Raw genomic sequence first — 20,103 nt, forward strand, 5'->3', positions numbered from 1 at the left:
AGATGAATAAATATATACTAACAGCGGCTTGCGGATTGGCTTTTTCCGCAGCTTCCGCACAAACAAAGGCTTTGCCGGATAGCCCGAATATCCTGCTGATTTTGGTGGATGATTTGGGATATGGCGATTTGTCCTGTCAAGGAGCCGCCAAGGACATTCAAACTCCACATATCGATAAATTATTAAATGAAGGAGTTCGTTTCACGAATTTCCATGCGAACTGTCCGGTCTCCTCTCCTAGTAGAGCCTCGTTATTAACCGGTCGTTATCCGGATATGGTAGGCGTACCGGGAGTTATTCGTACGCATAAAGAGGATAGCTGGGGGTATCTGTCGGAGGATGCCGTATTATTACCCCAGATGTTGAAGAAAAGAGGCTATCATAATGCGATGGTTGGAAAATGGAATCTAGGATTGGAGTCTCCGAATACCCCTACGGAAAGGGGCTTCGATTTCTACCGGGGATTTTTAGGGGATATGATGGATGATTATTATACCCATCGTCGTTTCGGAAATAATTATATGCGTGAGAACTTGAAAGAGATCGATCCACAAGGACATGCTACAGAGATTTTCTCTGATTGGGCGATCCGTTACCTGTCGGATATGAAGCAAAAGCAAGAGCCTTTCTTCTTGTATCTAGCTTATAATGCCCCACATACCCCGATACAACCTCCTCAGGAATGGCTGGAAAAGGTGAAAAAGCGTGAACCGTCACTTCCAGAGAAGCGTGCTAAGATTGTCGCCTTGATTGAGCATTTGGATTATAACGTCGGACGTGTGTATGAGGCCTTGGAACAGAATGGCCAGTTGGAGAATACGATCATTATATTTACCTCTGATAATGGAGGGCAGGACGATGCGGGTGCGAATAACGGCCCGTTCAGAGGCGCGAAGCAGGATATGTATGAGGGAGGGATCCGGGTAGCCGGAGGTATTTATTGGAAGAACCAGATCCGTCCGGCGGTACGTGATAATTTCGTCATGCTTTCGGATATGTTCCCGACCTTATGCGATCTGACAGCCGTGCCTGTATCACATGAGATCGACGGTATCAGTATCTTGCCTCTTTTACGGGGTGAGGAACAAGATACCGGAGATCGAATGGTGCATTGGGTGCGAAGGGAAGGTAATTCCCGATATGGAGGTCAGGCATATTACGCATCTCAATACCGGGATTTCAAGATTTTACAAAATACTCCTTGGGAGCCTATCCAATTCTTTAATATAAAGGAAGATCCGAAGGAACAAAGTCCGATCGGGGAACGATCTTCAGATACGTATAAAAACTTGTTCAATGGCTTGATGGAGCATATCCGTCAGACGGGTATGGTACCGTGGCAAGGCAAACGGTATAAGTGATTTTCCCATGTGATTTTTTAGAAGCACGTACATCGTTATTCATGGTGGTGTACGTGCTTTTTTGTAATTTTTTATTGCTCTTAACTGAATTTGAATGTTTTTTTGTATGTTTGCGCCAAATCTGTGGGAGTTATTGTCTACATGATCTATATGGAAATATCCGATGAGAAGCTATGGGAATCGTGTCTGAAGGGAGATAAGGAAGCTTTCCGTGAGCTTTATTGCCGATTTTACGCATTGCTGCGCAATTATGGAATCAAGTTACTTCCCGACAAGAACTTGGTGGAAGATTGCGTACAGGATATTTTTATCAATTTGATTCAAAACCATACTTCCCTCTCTCCGACGGCGAATGTCAGAGGATATCTGCTTAAGGCTTTAAGACATAAGCTGTATGATACGATCGAGAAAAACAGGAAAATGGAGGATGTCTCCTTATATGAGGACGTGTTTCAAGTGGATGAGTTATTCTCCCGTATCGCATTGGATACGACAGATACGGACGATCGGGTTAAACTTTTGATGAAAGCCTTGACAAAACTTTCTCCCCATCAGCGAGAGATCATTTATCTTTATTATGTAAATGAATTGGGGCATAATGAGATAGCTAGTATTTTAGGCATAAATTACCAATCCAGTAAAAATTTATTGTCTAGAACACTCCGTAAGTTAAGGCGGTGGTTCTCGTTGGAGCTTTAATGTATTCTTGGACTCTTTTTATGTCGCAGTATATCAAAGATATATTGTGCCAATAATTTTCGCCTTGATGGCACAGTCGTGCCATCCAAGTGGCAAAGCTGTGCCATCGGTGTGGCATAGTTGTGCCATCAAGGTGGCACAGCCGTGCCCTAGGGATGGCAAAAGAGGTTGTAAGAATGAAAAAAATGGCGGATTCGCTATTTTTCCCGGTAAAAAGTGAGTACCAAAACGAATTCCATCCGTAATAAGAGTAAACAGGTATCTCGTGAATAAGAAACAGGACATGGTTGAGAAGGATTCATTTCGGCAAGCCGGAGAAGATTTGTTGCGTAAAGTTCGTGAAGAGGAGCGAGCGGATTTGCGACTGGCACTTTCTTCTTGGCAGAAGTTGGAGGAACGTTTGAATGCTCCCCGTAAGACCTCTGTTTTACGTATACGCTATCTTGTTTCTTCCGTAGCGGCCGCCGTCATGTTGCTTCTTGCCGTGGGATGTTATTTTTGGATGATGGGACATGATAAATCTTCATTGCCTTTGGCCTTGTTGGAGGAAAAGAATGTTGGCGCCTTGCCGGGGGATGAGATTGTCTTGGTGAAGGATCAAGGTTGGGTTCAACTGAAAGATGAAGCTACGGTAATTTATGATACGGTAGGCAAATCAAATGTAGAGGAACACCAAATAGAAAAGAATGAGCAAGAAACTAAAATTGATGAGCCGGATCAAATAATAGTACCGAAAGGACGGCGTGCGAATATCGTATTTTCAGATGGTACTAAAATGTATATCAATGCAGAGACCCGGGTGATTTTTCCTACGGTTTTTGCTAAAGATAAGCGGGAGATATTAGTGGATGGAGAGGTCTATTTGGAAGTTGCTGCGGACCCTTCTCGCCCTTTTATTGTTAAAACGAGTACGATCGAGGTAAAAGTGCTTGGCACTCGATTCAATGTGTGTGCTTATCGGGATGAACCTGCGGCTTCCGTTGTATTAGTGGAAGGACAGGTCGAGGTGAAAAATGGCGATAATGGTAAGAATGTGCTGAGCCCTGATGATATGCTTGAGTTAAAGGGTAAAGAGATATCGATCAAAAAGGTAGATGTCTTTGAACATATTTGTTGGAAAGATAACTTGATGCTGTTAAATGATCGTAAGGTTGGAGAGGTCTTAAATCGGTTGTCTCGTTATTATGGCCGGACTATTTTATTTGGCAAAGAGATAGGTGAAATACCTATTTCAGGAAAATTGGAGCTGAGAGAGAACTTGGAGGAAGTTGTTGAGATTATTTGTCAATCTCTTTTTCTACGCCAAGAGAGAGACGGGGAGAATAATATAATTTTATTAAAATAATTTGCCTATGGGAAAGGAATGATCTGTAAGCGTGTTTGCATTTACAAGAGAGCCAGAAGATACTGCCATATCTTCCGGCTCAGGAGCTTTGTTTAATCAATAATTACGTACTAAAGAAAAAACATTACAAAGGTATGAAGAAAAAAGAAGATTTCTGCCGAGAATCAAATCATTTTCTCAAAAGTCTTGGTTTAGCCTTATGTCTGGTAAGTTTTGGAGGATCTGCGATATATGCGTCTTCCCTATATGCGCAGCGGACTATGCTAAGCATTCAAATGAATGATCGTACGGTAGAAGATGTATTTGAATACATTGAGAAAAACAGTGAGTTTATTTTTGTGTATCATGGTTCTAACATTGATTTGCATAGGAAAGTTAATCTGGATATTCGGGATCAGTCTGTAGAGATAATATTAGATAAATTATTCAGCGGAACGGATATTGAGTATATTATTAATAATCGTCAAATAATCGTACGCCGAGACACGAAAAAAGAGGATTTACCGATTGCTAGTCAACAGACGAAAAAGGTAAAAATAACAGGTGTCGTGAAAGATGCTCACGGGGATCCCGTGATTGGTGCGAATGTAGTAGAAAAAGGAACGACTAACGGCACTATTAGTGATCTGGACGGAAACTTTTCCTTGGATGTTTCCGCTGGGAATGTGCTAATGGTATCTTATGTCGGTTTTCAAGAAAAAGAGGTTCCTGTTGGGGATAAAAAAGTTCTCCAAATAGTGCTTGATGAAGATTCAAAAGCCTTGGAGGAAGTTGTCGTTACCGCTTTGGGTATTACTCGTTCAGAGAAAGCGTTAGGTTATGCTACTCAAAAGTTCAAGGGGGATGAATTGGAGAAAGTTAAGGGCGTGAATATCGCGACGAGTTTAAGTGGTAGGATCTCGGGCATGCGAGTGTATAATTCTACGGAATTTGGGGTCGCTCCTAAGATAAAATTACGTGGAGAGGAGCCTTTGGTTGTCGTAGATGGCGTTCCTACAAATCAAGCGTTTAGTGATTTCAACCAGGATGTGATTGAGAACATCACTGTGTTGAAAGGGGCTACGGCCTCTGCGTTGTATGGTTCCCGAGGTGGTAATGGAGCGATCATGATTACCACCAAGAAAGGGGGTGATAAGGGCTTTTCTATAGAGGTAAATACCAGTAATATGTTTAATGCCGGACAGTTAAAAATACCGGAGGTGCAGACGGCTTATAGCGCCGGGTCTGGAGGTAAATTTGATAATATAGATTATGTCTGGGGCGATAAGTTGGATATTGGTCGTGTTTATACGCAATGGGATCCTATTAAGAAAGAGTATCGGGAAATGGAGTTGACTTCGAGGGGTAAGAATAATTTTAAGAATTTCTTGGAGTTTAGTATGATCAGTAATACTACGGTCAGTGTATCATCTTCTGGTAAGAATGGAAGCATCCGCACTTCTTTGTCTTATTTGTATGATAAGAATCAATATCCGAATTCACGTAAGAATAAATTCTGGTATAATATTGGTGGAGAGCTGAAACTAGGCAATAAGGCGAGCGTGGAAGGTAGTATGAACTTTACGCAGGAATCTGCGCCGAATACGGCTGGGTATGGATATGGTACCGGATATATGTACAATATTTTATTATGGACAGGTCCGGAGTATGATCTGCGGGATTACAAGGATTATTGGCTTGTCCCAAATGAAAAGCAGAATTGGCATTATACGGATTGGTATGATAATCCTTATTTTGAGGCTTATGAGAAGATTAAGTCGATAAATAATTTTACGACGAATGGTTCATTGTCTTTTAAGTACGAGATACTCCCTTGGATGAAATTGCAATTGCGTGCGGGAGGAGTCGCTTATGCGAATAACAATGTGACTCGTTCTTCGGTGGGAACGATCTCTAAAGGCCGTGGTGGCTGGGAAGACGGAGCGCTGGGTTATTATAAAGAGGGCAAGAAGACTGGTTTTACCATGAATTATGATTTCTTCTTGCTGTTTAACAAGAAGCTGAGTGATTTTAGTGTTGACGGTTTATTGGGAGGTTCTCTTTATTATACGAAAACAAAGAATCTGGAAGCTTCCACGAAGAATGGCTTGTCTGTTCCCGGTTTTTATTCGATAAAAGCTTCCGTAGAAAGTCCGATCGTGGATGCGGAGACTAAGACGAAAAAAGTGAATAGTCTGTTCGGTACGTTGACATTGGGGTATAAGGATACTTATTATCTGGAGGCTACAGGGCGTAATGACTGGTCTTCTACTTTGCCTTCAAATGATAAATCATATTTTTATCCTTCCGTGGGAGTGAGTATTATTCCTTCTAATATAATAAGCTTGCCGGATTGGATACCCTTCTGGAAATTGAGAGGATCGTGGACAGTCTCTAAAACTGATTTAGCTATTTATGATTTAGATCGGGCCTATACGATTAAACAGAATGTTTGGGATGGCTTGAATACGGCTAGTTATCCGGATTATTTGCGTGGCGACGTGAAGCCTATCACGAATCGTACATGGGAAATAGGTACGGGTATTCATTTCTTGCAAGGACATCGCTTGAAATTAGATGTGAGTTATTTCAATAAGTTGACTTATAATAATACGATCAGCCAAAGGATATCTTCCGCTACGGGATATAAATCGAGATTGATGAATATTGACGAAGAATATGTTCGTCGGGGAGTGGAGATTTCTATTGACGCTACTCCGGTACAAGTCCGTGATTTCTCATGGGATGTGTCGTTGAATCTTTCGACGAGCAAGAGGTATTACGCTAAATTGGATGAGAGCTTCAGCCCGGATAACTTGTGGACATACGTGGGCGCTCGTACGGATTCTTATTCATATAAAGGCTATGACAAAGATCCGGATGGTAATTATATTATTAATACGAATGGCTTGATGTCTAGGAGCCAATATAGCTCTTTGATTGGTTATACGGATCCGGATTTAGAGTATGGTCTAGCGAATGTATTCAAGTATAAGAACTTTACGCTGACACTCAATTTTGATGGCCGTATTGGTGGAAAATCATGGTCGAATACGGAATTCCACATGTTGGAAACCGGCGCTCATCCGGATACGGACAATCAATGGAGATATGATGAGGTGGTGAATGGCAAGAAAAATTATGTGGGTGAAGGTGTCAAGATTGTATCAGGCGAGGTCAAATATGATCAATATGGCAGGATTACATCAGATACGCGGGTATTCGCTCCGAATGATATCGAGACTTCTTATGAGGATTTTGTAAGAAGCAGCCATAATAATCCAGATAAATTAGTTCAGAAAAAGACGTTCTTGAAATTGAGGGAAATGTCAATCGGATATAATTTGCCGACGAAGTTTATTAGTAAGTTAAGTATGAATAGCTGTTATGTAGGCTTTATCGGACAGAATTTATTTGTGTTGACCAAAGATTTTAGATTCTCGGATCCGGATGGCTTTGAGGATATTGAGGGCGAGGATATATCTTCTCCGTCTATAAGGTATGTAGGTGTAAACTTGAAAGTTGAATTTTAAAAGCTAAACGTATGAAAATTAAAAATATATTGATATGCGGACTGGTTTTGTTGGGTATGGTTGGATGTGATGATTTCGAAAGCGTAAATACAAATCCCGACTCAACTAACAAAGTAACATCTGCGATGTTGGCAACAGAACTGTTACGTGATATTACCACTTATAAAAATGGGAATGGAAAGGATTTTATCCGGGATGAATTGTTAGCTAAGTATTTGTCGTGGACAGAGGCTAATGATATAGATCTGGCATTCAATTTGTTGGGTGGAGCAAATTATGATGCTTTGAGAGATTTGCGGAATGCCTCGAAGATGATTGATTTTGCGACGAATGATGAGTTGAAAAACTCCTATACGGCATTGTCTCATTTCGTACGGGTTTTCTTTTTCTTCAATTTGACAATGCAAGTGGGGGACATACCTTATTCTGAAGCTTTAAGAGCTGAGGATGAAGAGGTGTATTTCCCGAAATATGACTCTCAAAAAGATGTTTTTCTCGGGTTATTGAATGAATTGGATGAGGCGGACCGTCTCTTTAGTGCTGGTACTAATTTTGAGGGTGATTATATTTATGGAGGGGATGTGACGAAATGGCGTAAGGCTGTGAATGTTATGCAATTGAAGTTGCTTCTTAATTTGTATAAAAAGGTCGATGATCCGGATTTAAAGGTTCGGGAAAGAATCAATGAGATTATCAATAACAGACCTGTTTTTGAGTCGATTGCGGATAATTTCCAAGTTGTGTACTCTAATAAGGCTGGACAGAAATATCCTTATTTTAAGGAAATTAATAGTTTTGTGAATAATGACAGGATGACTGATCTTTTTGTTGATAAATTGAAAGCCTTGAAAGATTATCGTTTATTTTATTATGCGAAACCGACACCGAGCTCAGAAGAAGCCAAGTTGGATCCCTCGGAATGGGATGCTTATGGTGGAGTAGACCCGACCTTACCGGAGTCTGAGATCTTGACTTTTGTGAGTGGGGGAACTGTTTCTCAAATAAATGATCGCTACGAGGAACTGCCGGAGGGCGAGCCTGTATTTTTCTTGAGTTATCAAGAACAAAATTTTATACTGGCTGAGATGGCTCTGAGAGGTTTTATCTCAAAAAGTCCCAATGAGTATTATGAGGAAGGCGTTCGTTCTTCAATGCGGTTTGTGGCGGATAATACCCCCGATGATGTTATGTTCCATCATAATCGAAAAATAACAGATGCCTATATTCAAGAATATCTCGGAAACCAAGGCGTTAAGTTCGCTAGTGATTTTCAAGAACAGTTGAGTCAGATTATTTGGCAAAAGTACATATTGACCTTTCTTCAAACACCTTACAATGCTTTCTTTGAATATCGTAGGACAGGTGTACCGAATATTCCGATAAATCCGAAATCGAATAGGAATATACCTTCTGATAAAATGCCGTTAAGATGGATGTATCCATCGGAAGAGTTGGATTACAATATGGATAATGTCTCAAAATCAATTAGCGACCAGTATGGAGGGTCGGATGACTATATGGGTGTCATGTGGATTTTGAAATGAGAATGTCATGCATATAATTTTCCGGGTCATTTCAAAGGAAAAAAGAGCTCTTTTTTTGTTATTTCTATAAAGATATTTACCTTTGTCTCTATGTTAAGGATAATAACACATATTGAACGCTTATTGCTGACGCATGATTGTGTGATCTTGCCGAAGTTTGGTGGTTTCGTGCTGCAAATCTTGCCGGCGACGTATGAGGAAGAGGAACATTCGTTTCGGCCGATGCGTAAAGAGGTTATGTTCAATGTAACGCTACAGCATACAGACGGCTTGCTTTCCGAGTCGTATATGCAGACGTATGGCGTTGATTACCGGAAAGCTCAATTGATGTTGGAAGAGGATATCGAGGCTTTGAATGTTTCTTTGGAACAAGACAAGCGGATAACATTGGGGCGAATCGGGACTTTCTCTATAGGAGAGGAAGGGCAGACCATTTTTACGCCGGGCGATTCTGGGGTATTTAATGCGGATTCGTATGGTTTATCATCGTTTCATTTTCCGGTTTTGCGATCGTTGGAGGAAGAGCGGGAAGAGGTTGCCTTACTTACTGGTAAGAAAAAGAAAGATGTGTTCTATATCCCGGTTAGTCGTAAGTTGATCCGGGGTGTTGCGGCGTCAGCTGCTGCTGTCGCATTATTCTTTGTGGTTTCGACTCCGGTGAAAGAAGTAAACCTGTCCGCTTATACAGCTAGTTTTGTTCCTACGGAGATGATAAATTATAGGTTTGAGGAACCGATTTCTCAGCTGGAGGAAATTCAAGTATCCCAAGAGGACGAGATGGTAGCGGAGGTAACTCCCAAAATAGAAGCAACTAAGGAGACAGAGATTGCCAAAGCGGCTTCTGCTCCTGAGGTAAAGAAAGAGCTTGTTGCTCCCGCTCCGAAAGTGAAATCCGTGGCACCGAAGAAGATGTATCATATCGTGATAGCGAGTTTCCCGACAGAGGAGCAGGCGAATGAGTATATATCCGGTGTAGACCGTGCGCAATGTAAAAATGTAAGCAAGGTGGTTCGTGATGGTAAATATCGTATTTATGCGGATAAGTTTAATAACCGGGCGGATGCCGAGAGCTACATGGCGACACTTCGAAAAATAGAAAAGTATAAAGATGCTTGGCTGTTCATTAGCCGTTAATAAAAAAGCCTGATCGAAAGATCAGGCTTTTTTTATGACTTGTCGTCGTTTTGTGGCCGGGGCAGTCTTTTCTTCTTCAACCGTCCTGCCTTTCGTAAGGCTTGGTCCAGAATGTACTGGATTTGGCCATTGGTGCTGCGAAATTCGTCCGCAGCCCAAGCTTCGATAGCTTCCATCATATCAGCGTCCACCCGCAGGATGAAGCTTTTGACAGTATTATCTTTTTTGGCCATATACTAGTATTAATATTAAATTCTTACATTAATGATGTAGAGTCCCGGTATTTACGACAGGTTGCGCTGCCTCGTCAGCACAAAGGACAACCAACAGATTACTGACCATTGCGGCCTTTCGTTCCTCATCCAGTTCCACAATATTGTCTTTATCCAGTTTGTTCAAGGCGAGTTGAACCATGCTAACCGCTCCTTCCACGATCCGTTCTCTGGCGGCGATAATTGCTTCCGCTTGCTGGCGGCGTAACATGACTCCGGCGATCTCGGAAGCATACGCTAAGTAATTGATACGGGCTTCCAATACCTCAATGCCTGCTATCGCCAAACGGCTGTTTAATTCCTCCTCCAGTTTTTGAGCGACCTCCCCGTCATCGGATCGTAAGGTGACGGGATCTTTGCTCTCGTTATAATCATAGGCATACATGCCAGCTATCTTACGGATGGCGGCGTCACTTTGTATCTGCACGAAATTCTCATAATTCTGCATTCGTTGGGATAATTCAGAGGATTCTCCCAGTGATATGAATGATTTATTCGAGGAGATACTAATGGACGAAGAATCGATGTCGAACATCGCTTTATAAGTATCCTTGACTTTCCATACCATCACGGCCCCGATCATAACCGGATTGCCGACCTTATCGTTAACCTTGATAGGAGGGACATCTAAGTTACGGGCACGTAACGTGATTTTCTTTTTGCTGTAAAGTGGATTGACCCAGAAAAATCCGTTATCAGTAATTGTCCCTTTATATTTTCCGAAAAAGAGCATTACTCGGGCATTGTTGGGCTCGATTTCCATGAATCCCAATAAACAAACCACTAACAGGCAGAGTCCGACGATGCCGGTGATTACGCTCCAAGTCTCATTTATGCCTGCGATTAAATAGCAGCTAAGACCCGATAGAGCCAGTATGAGAAAAAGGGCAAGAAACCCAGAGATTCTCAGTCCGTTGAATGTCTTTTCAGTTGCTTTCATGATGATTTATATTTGATATTAATTTGATATCACAAAATAAGTGATTTTTATGGAGACTGCCAAATATTTTGAGGGATATTATTAGAGTGATCTGTAAATATTTTCATAGCTTTGTCTCATCTAAAAATTACATGCTTGGACTTTCAGTTAGACACGAACAATAAGGAGTTTCAGGATGCCTTGCAACTGATCACTCACACTCGCCAGTCCGTTTTCCTTACAGGGAAAGCCGGGACAGGCAAGTCTACCTTTTTGAAGTATATCTGTAATCATACGAAGAAAAAGTATGTGGTGCTGGCTCCTACCGGAATCGCAGCCATAAATGCAGGTGGCGTTACCTTGCATTCTTTTTTCAAGCTTCCTTTCCGGCCGATGTTGCCGGATGATCCGGATTTAAGTTTGTCGCATGGTCGTATCTTTGAGTTTTTCAAGTATCCGAAGGAGAAACGGAAGATTATAGCGGAGGTCGATTTGATTATCATTGATGAGATATCGATGGTGAGGGCGGATATTATTGATTGTGTAGATCGTATCTTGAGAGTTTACTCCGGCAATATGCGATTACCTTTCGGTGGAAAGCAGTTATTGTTTGTAGGAGATGTCTTCCAGTTGGAGCCGGTTGTTCCGTCGGATCAAAAAGAGATCTTAAGTTTGTTCTATGCGAGCCCTTTCTTTTTCTCGGCTCGTGTGTTCAAGGATATCAATTTAGTACCGATCGAGTTGCAAAAGGTGTATCGCCAGACCGATCCTGTTTTTATCAATGTATTGGATCGGATTCGTAATAATGCCGCTAGAAAACAGGAGTTGGATACGTTGAACGGTCGTTATTTTCCGTCTTTCGAACCGCAAAATGAGGATATGTATATTACGCTGGCCACTCGCCGGGATCAGGTTGATTTTATCAATGAGAAGAAGTTGGCCGAACTTCCCGGAGAAGAATATGTCTCCGTGGGAAAGATCGAGGGGGATTTTCCGGAATCCTCATTACCTACCCAGCTGAATTTATCCATCAAGGAACAGGCGCAGGTTATTTTTATCGATAATGATTATGAGCGTCGTTGGGTAAACGGAACGATTGGTATGGTATCGGGTATCGATGAGAATGGAAATGTTTATGTCTTGCTGGAGAGCGGTGTGGAACATTTGGTGGAACCTACCTCATGGCGAAATTATAAATACAAATATAACGAGAAAGAGAGACGGATCGAGGAGGAGATTGTCGGTACGTTCGAACAATTGCCGATTCGTTTGGCTTGGGCGATCACGGTGCATAAGAGTCAAGGCTTGACTTTTAGCCGGGTGGTAGTTGATTTGACCGGGGGTGTATTCGCCGGGGGACAAACCTATGTGGCGTTGAGCCGTTGTACCTCATTGGAGGGATTGGTGCTAAAAAGCAAGATCTCTTCCCGGGATATCTTTATCCGGAAAGAGATCGTGGAATTCAGCCAAATATTCAACAACCAAGCGTTAATAGAGAAAAGCCTCAAGGAAAGTGAGGCGGAACTACAATATGGTCGGGCGGCTCAGGGATTTCGGCTAGGTAATATGCAAGAGGCGGTCGAGGCTTTTGCCGCCGCTGTATCTAAACGGAATGAATTGGATAATCCGATGGTACAACGGCTGCTTCGTTTGAAATTGCAAGCGTTGAATAGTCAAAAGGCACAGATTAAGGCTTTGCGGGAAGAGTTGCATTCGCTTCGTGAGACCCAGAAAGAGTATGCGCATGAATATTACTTGATGGGCAACGAGTGCATAACGAAGGCCCATGACGCGAATGCCGCTATCCGTTGTTTTGATAAGGCCTTGAATTTGAATCCGAATTATGTGGAAGCTTGGGTACGCAAAGGGGTTACTTTATTGGATATAGGTGAGGACTATGACGCTCAGGTTTGTTTAAACAAGGCGGTAAAATTAAGCCCGAAGTCTTTTAAGGCTCGCTATAACCGTGGAAAATGCCTATTGAAACTCAAATATTACGATGAAGCTATTCTGGATTTCCAGCAGGCGATAAGCATCAAACCTAAACATGCGGCTTCCCACGAATATCTAGCGGAAGGGTTCCGGGCGATAGGAGAGGACGAATTAGCCCAGCAGCATCAAGATATTGCGGATGCCTTGCGAGGGGGAGAGGATATATGATGAAATAGAAAAGGCGAGAAAATTTATTTCCCGCCTTTTTTATGGAGTTATATCTCTTGATTAATTAAAGATGTAACGGATACCAACCTGCATTTTCCAGCATTCAGTATAGATACGGTTATAAGAATAAGTCTCAGTCGGATATTCACCATTGATCTTATACATGGAGAAAATTGGAGTCTTGTTATCATCCATGCCTTCATATTTCAAGATACGGCAACCGTTGGAAGAAGATGCGTTCTTCATTACACCCCATTTCGAGTTGATCATATTACCGATATTCATGAAATCAAGGCTCAATTGGAAATGATGTTCGGTTTTACCTGCCTTGAATGAGAAATCTTCCGTAATACGAAGGTCGAAACGATGTACCCAAGGTGCACGTGCGGCATAAGCCTCAGCGTATTCTCCCTTGTGATTCTTTAAATAAGAATCTTGGTCTACGAAGTTCCAGAAAGCGGTTCTATCTGCTTCATTCTTGAATTTGATTTCACTGTCATCTTTCGGGATATACATCATATCATTATTGATACCGTCGCCATTCATATCATTCGTATAAGCGAAGCTATATCCGGAAGCGGAATAACCGGAATAGAACAGATTTAAGCTTGTTTTTCTGAGCAGACCTTTATGGCGGAAGGGTAGATTATAATTGATCGCTGCGATTACCTTGTCGGGCACTACATACCGTGAACGTTGTACGGTTGCGAAATTCGGTCCGTCTATCGTTAACATTCCCTGCCATGTAGATACAGGGTCGCTACCCGGAAGACCGGAAATTTCTTTGGATTCCGTGTGCGTATAAGCCAACATCATGTTCAAATCCTCTACGGGTTGAGCGTTAACCGTAACATTGGCGGTATAACCATGTCCTTTGGATGTGTTAGTTAATACAACCGCATTCTTACCGGATACATACGTATAATCAGATGGATAAATCAAACGGTTATCCGCTCCGTTAAAATGTTCCCAATTTGACGGGTCCTTGATGTTGATATTCTCAAGGGTTACGGCATTGATGTTCTTGTTATAGATGAACTCGCCGGTTACGGATAATGGGAAGGAAGTAGGGAGCTGATAATCTACAGCCAAGGAGGTTTTCCATATTTGTGGCATCTTGAAGTTGTCCTTTACGCCAGAGATCTTAGAACCGGCAACCGGATTCTCTATCGTGGTAGGAAGGCCGAATTTCTTGATCGCATCGTCTACATTCGTAATCATGCCGCCAGCCAATTGATCCAGACGGGAATCATGACTTACCGCAATTCCATTCTCATATTTTGTACCGAATACTACGGCATTTTGTACCATATTCGAGTTTGTCGGCATATTCGTAAAGAATACCAAGGGTAAACGTCCGGTAAATATACCTGTACCACCACGTACTTTTAAGGAATTATCCTTGAACACATCCCAAACGAAACCTACACGAGGGGATATTTGCATTCTAGACTTAGGCCATTTGCCGGTGTCGATATGTTTGCCTCCGAAATCAAGATCGTAGATTGCGTCGTTTCTTTGAAGATCACTATTGTCGAAAATTAAATCATCGAAACGTATACCATAAGTTAACTTCACGTTCGGACGAATGTTCCACTCATCCTGTGCGTAGAATCCGATCTGGTTAAAAGTAACCTGAGCTTTCGGGTCGGAAACACCGTTGTAACCGTATGTCCATGCGAACGTTTCAGGAGCGGCACCGTTCAAGAAATCATCTAAGCTGCTGTAACGATAATATCCCGTACCGTTGCGCATATAAGCATTGCTAGCAAGTTGGTGCTCGAAACTGATACCAGCTGTGATCTTATGGTCGCCGGCAAAGTAAGTGAAGTTATCGATAATACTTGTGATCTTGTTCTTCACGCCGTTGTTGTAAGTAAATAATTCATATCCGGCACTCATATAAGGCTCCATGATTTGGTTACCTTCCGCATCTTTACCTGCCAAGATATCAATGAAGGGAAAAGGGGAAGAGTTGGTTCCGCGCATATCCTCGATATCCGTATAAGTGAAAAGTAACTGATTGGAAATCTTATCAGAGAAGCGACTGTTCAAATCAGCGGATACGGAAGACACTTTATTGTCTTGGGAATACATGCTGTTGGCAAAAGACATGGATTGGTAACCTACACGGCTTGTATTATACAGACGAGAGCCGGAACCACCATCCATAGAGTTAGCGTTGGGAGCGTTCCATGCGGTATTCTTTGTATAGTTGTACCGTACGCTCAATTTATGGCCATTCGTGATATTCCAGTCGATACGACCTAACAATTTCAAATTCTTTTCGTCTGCGGGGAAGTTCGTGGCTGATCCTGTATCATAACCATATTTATCTCTTAAGAAATCGGATACCTTTTGCATGTCGGAGAGTGTAGTGCGAGATATGTAGTTATTCTCGTCCGGTTGCTCTCCTTCGGTACGAGCTCTCCATTTGATCACTTGTTGCGGTTGTTTTTCCACCTCTACATTGGCGAAGAAGAATAATTTATTCTTGATGATCGGACCGCCGAACGTAGCTCCGTAAATCGTTTTGGATTCCTTAGCACGTGCGCCCAAGTCTTCTCCATCGATTGAGTTTCCTCGCATATTCTGGTTCTGGAAGTAAGTGTAAGCGGAACCTTTGAATGTGTTTGTACCGGATTTGGTGATAGCGTTGATACCGCCACCAATGAAGTTTGTCTGGCGGACATCGAACGGGGCGATTACCACTTGTACTTCCTCGATAGCGTCCATAGAGATCGGGTTACCGCCTCCGGGAAGATTATCCGAAAGGCCGAAGTTGTTATTAAAGTTCGCTCCATCTACCGTAAAGTTCGTGGAACGGCCATCGCCACCGGCAAAACTCATGTCGGAGGCATAAGGAGAAAGGCGTGCGATATCGGAGATACTACGGTTAATGGTGGGTAAAGAGGTGATCTGTGACGAGGAGATATTGGTTGTCGCACCCGTCTTTTCCGTATTGAACTTCGTTTTCGCCGCTGTGATTACGATCTCGTCCAAGGTCTCAGAAGATTCTTTCAACTTAACATTCAAGTTGTAGTTCTCTCCCAATTGCAGGGTAATGCCGGAATAAACGGCAGATTGATAACCAACGTAAGAGATCGTAACTTTGTATGGACCTCCTGTACGCATACCTTGTAAGGAAAAGCGTCCGTCAACGTTTGTGATCGTACCATAATTTGTCCCAGAAGGTTCGTGAACCGCCAAAACGGTCGCACCAATAACGGGTTCATCTTGAAACATAACTGTTCCACTCATACTGGCTGTTGTTACCTGTGCTTGTGTCGGGATGACAAACAAGAAACTCAGTACAGCTAAAAGGAATAGCGTCTGTAAATGTCTGCTCATAATTTAAAATAGTTAATGTAATAAAAACTTTCGCAAAGTTATGGGTTATTTTTTAATATCATTGTATGTTTCTTATTTAATACTTGTTTCATATTCATGAAGTTGCTGTGACGGGGCGGAATTGAGTAATGTCCTTATTCGGAGATGGATGGCTTGTATTGGCAAAACAAGAGGGTTCTTTATGAAATTTTTAATTTGATGATTCTTAACTAACATTCCCTGTTGGGCGGTGATTTAAAAGAATTATAGACGCTTTTCCTGCATATTGTTGGATTATGGATGTGATTGGTTGAGAATAATAATCTGGAGATCTGTGTGAGGAATGTTAATGCTATGAATATTATATATAGTTTGTGACAAAAAGAGATATCTAATCCCTATCTTTGCGGCGATATACAAAAATGTTATAATTATTTTAAATATAAATACTTCTTGTATGAGGAAAACTTATCTACTTTTAACGTTACTTTTGTTGTGCGTGGGAATATCCATACATGCTCAGGTGACGACGGCGAGTATGAGTGGTAAAGTCACGGATACATCATCGGAAGCGATGATCGGAGTGAATATCAAGGCTACGCATACGCCAACGGGTACCGAATACTACACGATTACCCAGCCGAATGGTTCTTATTCTTTTAACAACCTTCGTATCGGAGGCCCTTATGTGGTAGAGTTCTCTTATATTGGATACAATACGGAGAGCCGGACAGGAATAAACTTGGTTTTGGGTGAGGATCTGAAACTGAATGTAGTAATGCGGGAAGATACCCAAGCTCTCGATGAGGTAGTCGTGGTTGCGGATAAGAACCCCATTATTTCAGGAAGCCGTACAGGTGCGCAGGAAATCATCACTCGTGAGAAGATGGATAAGCTGCCTACGATTAACCGTTCTTTGGATGATTTCGTGAAATTAACCCCGATGAGTAGCGGAAAGAATTTTGGCGGTGTCTCTTACCGTTTTAATAATGTAACGGTGGACGGTGCCTCCTTTAATAACTCGTTTGGTCTGGCTTCTGCTCTTGGAGCTTCCGGTACGGAACCGATTTCTTTGGAGGCACTCGAGCAGGTACAGGTGATGATCGCTCCTTTTGATGTTCGAAATGGAGGATTCACGGGTGCGGGTATTAACTCCGTAACGAAATCCGGTTCGAATGAGTTTCATGCTTCTGTATATATGTACACGAAGAGTCCGTCTATGATGGGATATCGTGTGAAGGATGAGACGATTGGTGTTTCAGAGTTCTCTAATCACCAATACGGTATCAGTTTATCCGGTCCGATCATTAAGAATAAGTTATTCTTCTTCATCAATGGTGAGATGGATCGTCAGGAGGAACCGATTTCTTATACGACCGCTAATTCTGCGGCGGATGCGACAGTCTTGCAGGGTTTATCTGATTTCTTAGGTGATGAGCTTGGGTATAATCCGGGTAAATTCGACGTGAATAAGACAAATACTCAAGCGGATCGAATCACGGCTCGTTTAGACTGGAATATCAACTCAAATAATGTGTTGAGCTTAAAATATTATTATTTGAAATCGTTTAATACGAATAACCCTTCTACTTCCGGTGCGCCGAATAACGGACGTGGACCGAATGCGTTCGCTATTCCGTTCTCTTCTTCTTTCTACCGGACGAATAATAACTTCAATATTTGGATGGCCGACTTGAATACGACCATTAATGACCGTATGTCTAATTATTTGAAGATCGGTTATTCCCGTTTGCGTGATTATCGCGATATGGATGGTGGTTACTTCCCGCAAGTGGATATCTTGGATGGTGATAACAATGCTTATACGACTTTCGGAACCGAGGCAAACTCCTATAATAACCAGTTGAACAGTGATATCTGGCAGATACAGGATAACTTCTTGATGAATTTTGGCAAACATCAGATTACGGTTGGAACGCAAAGTGACTATCGCGCCTTTAAGAATGGTTTCGCTCAAAACTATCCGGGTTCTTGGGTATTTAACTCTGTCGATGATTTCAAGTTCAACGTATTGGCTACAAAACAATACATGGCCGCTCATAACGGAAGTGTACAAGGATTTGATATCCGTGAGTTTAATCCGAAAGATTTTGGATTTGGTTCCAATGTGACAGGTATTACGAATTCTTCTTCTACGGGGTACCAGTACTATGCGCAAAGATATTCGATGACGGATGATTTTCCATTCGCCGAGATAAATGTATTCCAGTTAGGTTTGTATGCCCAAGATAAGTGGACGGTAAGTGATAAATTGAACTTGACGTTAGGTTTACGTATTGATGTTCCGTTCTTTATGACTGATTTGCAGTCGAATGATAAAGTCGCCGCCGAGACCTATCGGGATGGCATCAAGATCGATGTTTCTAAATATCCGAACGCCAAACCTCAGTTCTCTCCTCGATTTGGTTTTAACTACAAACCGTTTGACGATGAGAATGGAAGTTTGCAGATCCGTGGTGGTACGGGACTCTTCACGGGTACTCCTCCTTATGTATGGATCAGTAATCAAGCCGGCAACAATGGCGTTTTGTTTGGTGACTTGAATGTCCGGGCGGTAAAGGACAAGAATGACAATATCATTAGCGATGGCAGACCTTCGCTAGGTTTTACCGGAAATATGGATACTTATAAACCGGCTGAAGGTAGCGCTACCCGTTCGGATATAGCGATTACGGATCCGGACTTTAAATATCCGAGCTTATGGAAAAGTAATATCGCTGCCGATTATAAGTTTGGTGATGGCTGGGTAGCTACCGTAGAGTTGCTGTACTCAAAAGACATTAACGCTATTTATCATGACAATATCGGATTGTATCGGACCGAGCAATTTGTAAATGACGGTGGAGCGGGTAACGCACGTCCATATTATAATGGCTATTATAGCGATAGGGAAGGAAATCAAAAGGCCGCGAATCATGTCGTGATGCTGCGTAATACCAGCAAAGGACATTCGCTTTATACGACCTTCCAGTTGCAGAAAAACTTTGTTGATGGAATCTTGAAGGGATTGTATTTGAATGGATCTTACTCTTTCGGGCAGTCTAGAGGTGTAACAGACGGAACATCGTCTGTGGCGACTTCCGCTTGGAAGTACCGTGCGGCCTTGGACGGAAATGCGGAAGAAGTAGGTTATACGGCAGGTTCTTTTGATGGTCGTTTGTTATTGTCCGCTTCTTATACGGCTAACTGGAGTAAATATGCGGCAACAAGTTTTGGTTTGATCTATCAGCGTTATCGTCCGTTCCGTTATTCTTATTGTTATAATGGTGACGCGAATGGCGATTCTCAGTTCTCCAACGACTTGATGTATATCCCTGCGAACTTTGACGAGGTAAAAGATCATTTGTTACCGGGCGATTTCGATAGCCAAGAAGATGCATGGAAAGCGATGAATGCCTTTATCGAGCAAGATCCTTATTTGAGCAAGCATAGAGGTGAGTATGCCGAACGTAACGGTGCTGTCGCTCCGTTCGCAAATCAATTGGATTTGAGCGTTTCTCATGATATAAAGATTTACCAGAAGAATGGTCGCTCACATACCTTGCGCTTTAGTTTCAATATCGCCAACTTCTTGAATTTGTTGAATCGTAACTGGGGTGTGGTACAAACAACCGTTTTGGGTAATCAGCAATATCAGTTCTTGACGATCCCGAAAGGACAAGGCCCGAGTGCGGCGAACAACTATACGTTGAAGTATACGATGGCGAAAGATTTGGATGAGACCTTCAAGGATAATTTGAACGATGTGTCTCGTTGGCAGATGCAATTCGGTATCAAGTATATCTTCTAAAAGAAAAATCTTTCAT

The 20,103-nt window shown here is 42.2% G+C and carries 11 protein-coding genes; 8 read left to right on the forward strand and 3 right to left on the reverse strand.

Translation table 11 applies throughout. The features are described 5' to 3' along the window. The first annotated feature begins 2 nt into the window (after positions 1-2). The 6 genes from HMPREF0999_RS07485 (at position 3) to HMPREF0999_RS07510 (ending at position 9,595) form a co-directional block, all read left to right on the forward strand. The gene (locus HMPREF0999_RS07485; RefSeq protein WP_009275583.1) at positions 3-1,361 is read left to right on the forward strand and encodes a sulfatase; all 1,359 of its coding nucleotides are present in this window, start codon (positions 3-5) and stop codon (positions 1,359-1,361) included. 150 nt (positions 1,362-1,511) lie between these two features. Then, positions 1,512-2,060 carry an RNA polymerase sigma factor gene (locus tag HMPREF0999_RS07490; RefSeq protein ID WP_034535561.1) on the forward strand — a complete coding sequence of 183 codons (549 nt, stop codon included), beginning with the start codon at positions 1,512-1,514 and terminating at the stop codon, positions 2,058-2,060. 265 nt (positions 2,061-2,325) lie between these two features. Then, complete coding sequence (locus HMPREF0999_RS07495) at positions 2,326-3,405, forward strand: FecR family protein (protein WP_029257215.1); 1,080 nt, start codon at positions 2,326-2,328, stop codon at positions 3,403-3,405. A gap of 134 nt (positions 3,406-3,539) precedes the next feature. Then, positions 3,540-6,917, forward strand: a complete 3,378-nt coding sequence (locus tag HMPREF0999_RS07500) for a SusC/RagA family TonB-linked outer membrane protein (RefSeq protein WP_009275586.1) — start codon at positions 3,540-3,542, stop codon at positions 6,915-6,917. Between the two features lie 11 nt (positions 6,918-6,928). Continuing rightward, on the forward strand, positions 6,929-8,461 hold the full coding sequence (locus tag HMPREF0999_RS07505; RefSeq protein ID WP_009275587.1) for a SusD/RagB family nutrient-binding outer membrane lipoprotein: 1,533 nt from the start codon (positions 6,929-6,931) through the stop codon (positions 8,459-8,461). A 90-nt stretch (positions 8,462-8,551) separates the two neighbouring features. Continuing rightward, entirely contained in the window at positions 8,552-9,595 is a 1,044-nt protein-coding gene (locus tag HMPREF0999_RS07510; RefSeq protein WP_009275588.1) for an SPOR domain-containing protein, read from the forward strand. A gap of 32 nt (positions 9,596-9,627) precedes the next feature. On the opposite strand, the gene HMPREF0999_RS07515 is transcribed toward HMPREF0999_RS07510, so the two are convergent. Both HMPREF0999_RS07515 and HMPREF0999_RS07520 read right to left on the reverse strand, forming a co-directional pair. After that, positions 9,628-9,828, reverse strand: coding sequence for an Arc family DNA-binding protein (locus tag HMPREF0999_RS07515; protein ID WP_005854106.1), 201 nt, complete (start codon positions 9,826-9,828; stop codon positions 9,628-9,630). Positions 9,829-9,856: 28 nt separating this feature from the next. Further along, entirely contained in the window at positions 9,857-10,807 is a 951-nt protein-coding gene (locus tag HMPREF0999_RS07520; protein WP_009275589.1) for an SPFH domain-containing protein, read from the reverse strand. 135 nt (positions 10,808-10,942) lie between these two features. On the opposite strand from HMPREF0999_RS07520, the gene HMPREF0999_RS07525 reads away from it, so the two are divergent. Then, complete coding sequence (locus tag HMPREF0999_RS07525; RefSeq protein ID WP_009275590.1) at positions 10,943-12,946, forward strand: tetratricopeptide repeat protein; 2,004 nt, start codon at positions 10,943-10,945, stop codon at positions 12,944-12,946. 60 nt (positions 12,947-13,006) lie between these two features. Here the strand turns inward: HMPREF0999_RS07525 and HMPREF0999_RS07530 are convergent, their stop codons facing one another. Continuing rightward, a complete protein-coding gene (locus HMPREF0999_RS07530; RefSeq protein ID WP_009275591.1) occupies positions 13,007-16,297 on the reverse strand; it encodes a TonB-dependent receptor domain-containing protein in 3,291 nt (1,096 codons plus the stop codon). 436 nt (positions 16,298-16,733) lie between these two features. On the opposite strand from HMPREF0999_RS07530, the gene HMPREF0999_RS07535 reads away from it, so the two are divergent. Then, a complete protein-coding gene (locus tag HMPREF0999_RS07535) occupies positions 16,734-20,087 on the forward strand; it encodes a TonB-dependent receptor domain-containing protein (RefSeq protein ID WP_009275592.1) in 3,354 nt (1,117 codons plus the stop codon). The last annotated feature ends 16 nt before the right edge of the window (positions 20,088-20,103 follow it).

The sequence above is a fragment of the Parabacteroides sp. D25 genome (assembly GCF_000307475.1).
Classification (GTDB): Bacteria; Bacteroidota; Bacteroidia; order Bacteroidales; family Tannerellaceae; genus Parabacteroides; species Parabacteroides distasonis.

Bases quoted from the DNA above. Each gene is read 5' to 3' on its own strand.
- HMPREF0999_RS07490 (WP_034535561.1), top strand. From the start codon at position 1,512: ATGGAAATATCCGATGAGAAGCTATGGGAATCGTGTCTGAAGGGAGAT.
- HMPREF0999_RS07510 (WP_009275588.1), top strand. From the start codon at position 8,552: ATGTTAAGGATAATAACACATATTGAACGCTTATTGCTGACGCATGAT.
- HMPREF0999_RS07535 (WP_009275592.1), top strand. From the start codon at position 16,734: ATGAGGAAAACTTATCTACTTTTAACGTTACTTTTGTTGTGCGTGGGA.
- HMPREF0999_RS07530 (WP_009275591.1), bottom strand. From the start codon at position 16,297: ATGAGCAGACATTTACAGACGCTATTCCTTTTAGCTGTACTGAGTTTC.
- HMPREF0999_RS07505 (WP_009275587.1), top strand. From the start codon at position 6,929: ATGAAAATTAAAAATATATTGATATGCGGACTGGTTTTGTTGGGTATG.
- HMPREF0999_RS07515 (WP_005854106.1), bottom strand. From the start codon at position 9,828: ATGGCCAAAAAAGATAATACTGTCAAAAGCTTCATCCTGCGGGTGGAC.
- HMPREF0999_RS07485 (WP_009275583.1), top strand. From the start codon at position 3: ATGAATAAATATATACTAACAGCGGCTTGCGGATTGGCTTTTTCCGCA.
- HMPREF0999_RS07520 (WP_009275589.1), bottom strand. From the start codon at position 10,807: ATGAAAGCAACTGAAAAGACATTCAACGGACTGAGAATCTCTGGGTTT.
- HMPREF0999_RS07500 (WP_009275586.1), top strand. From the start codon at position 3,540: ATGAAGAAAAAAGAAGATTTCTGCCGAGAATCAAATCATTTTCTCAAA.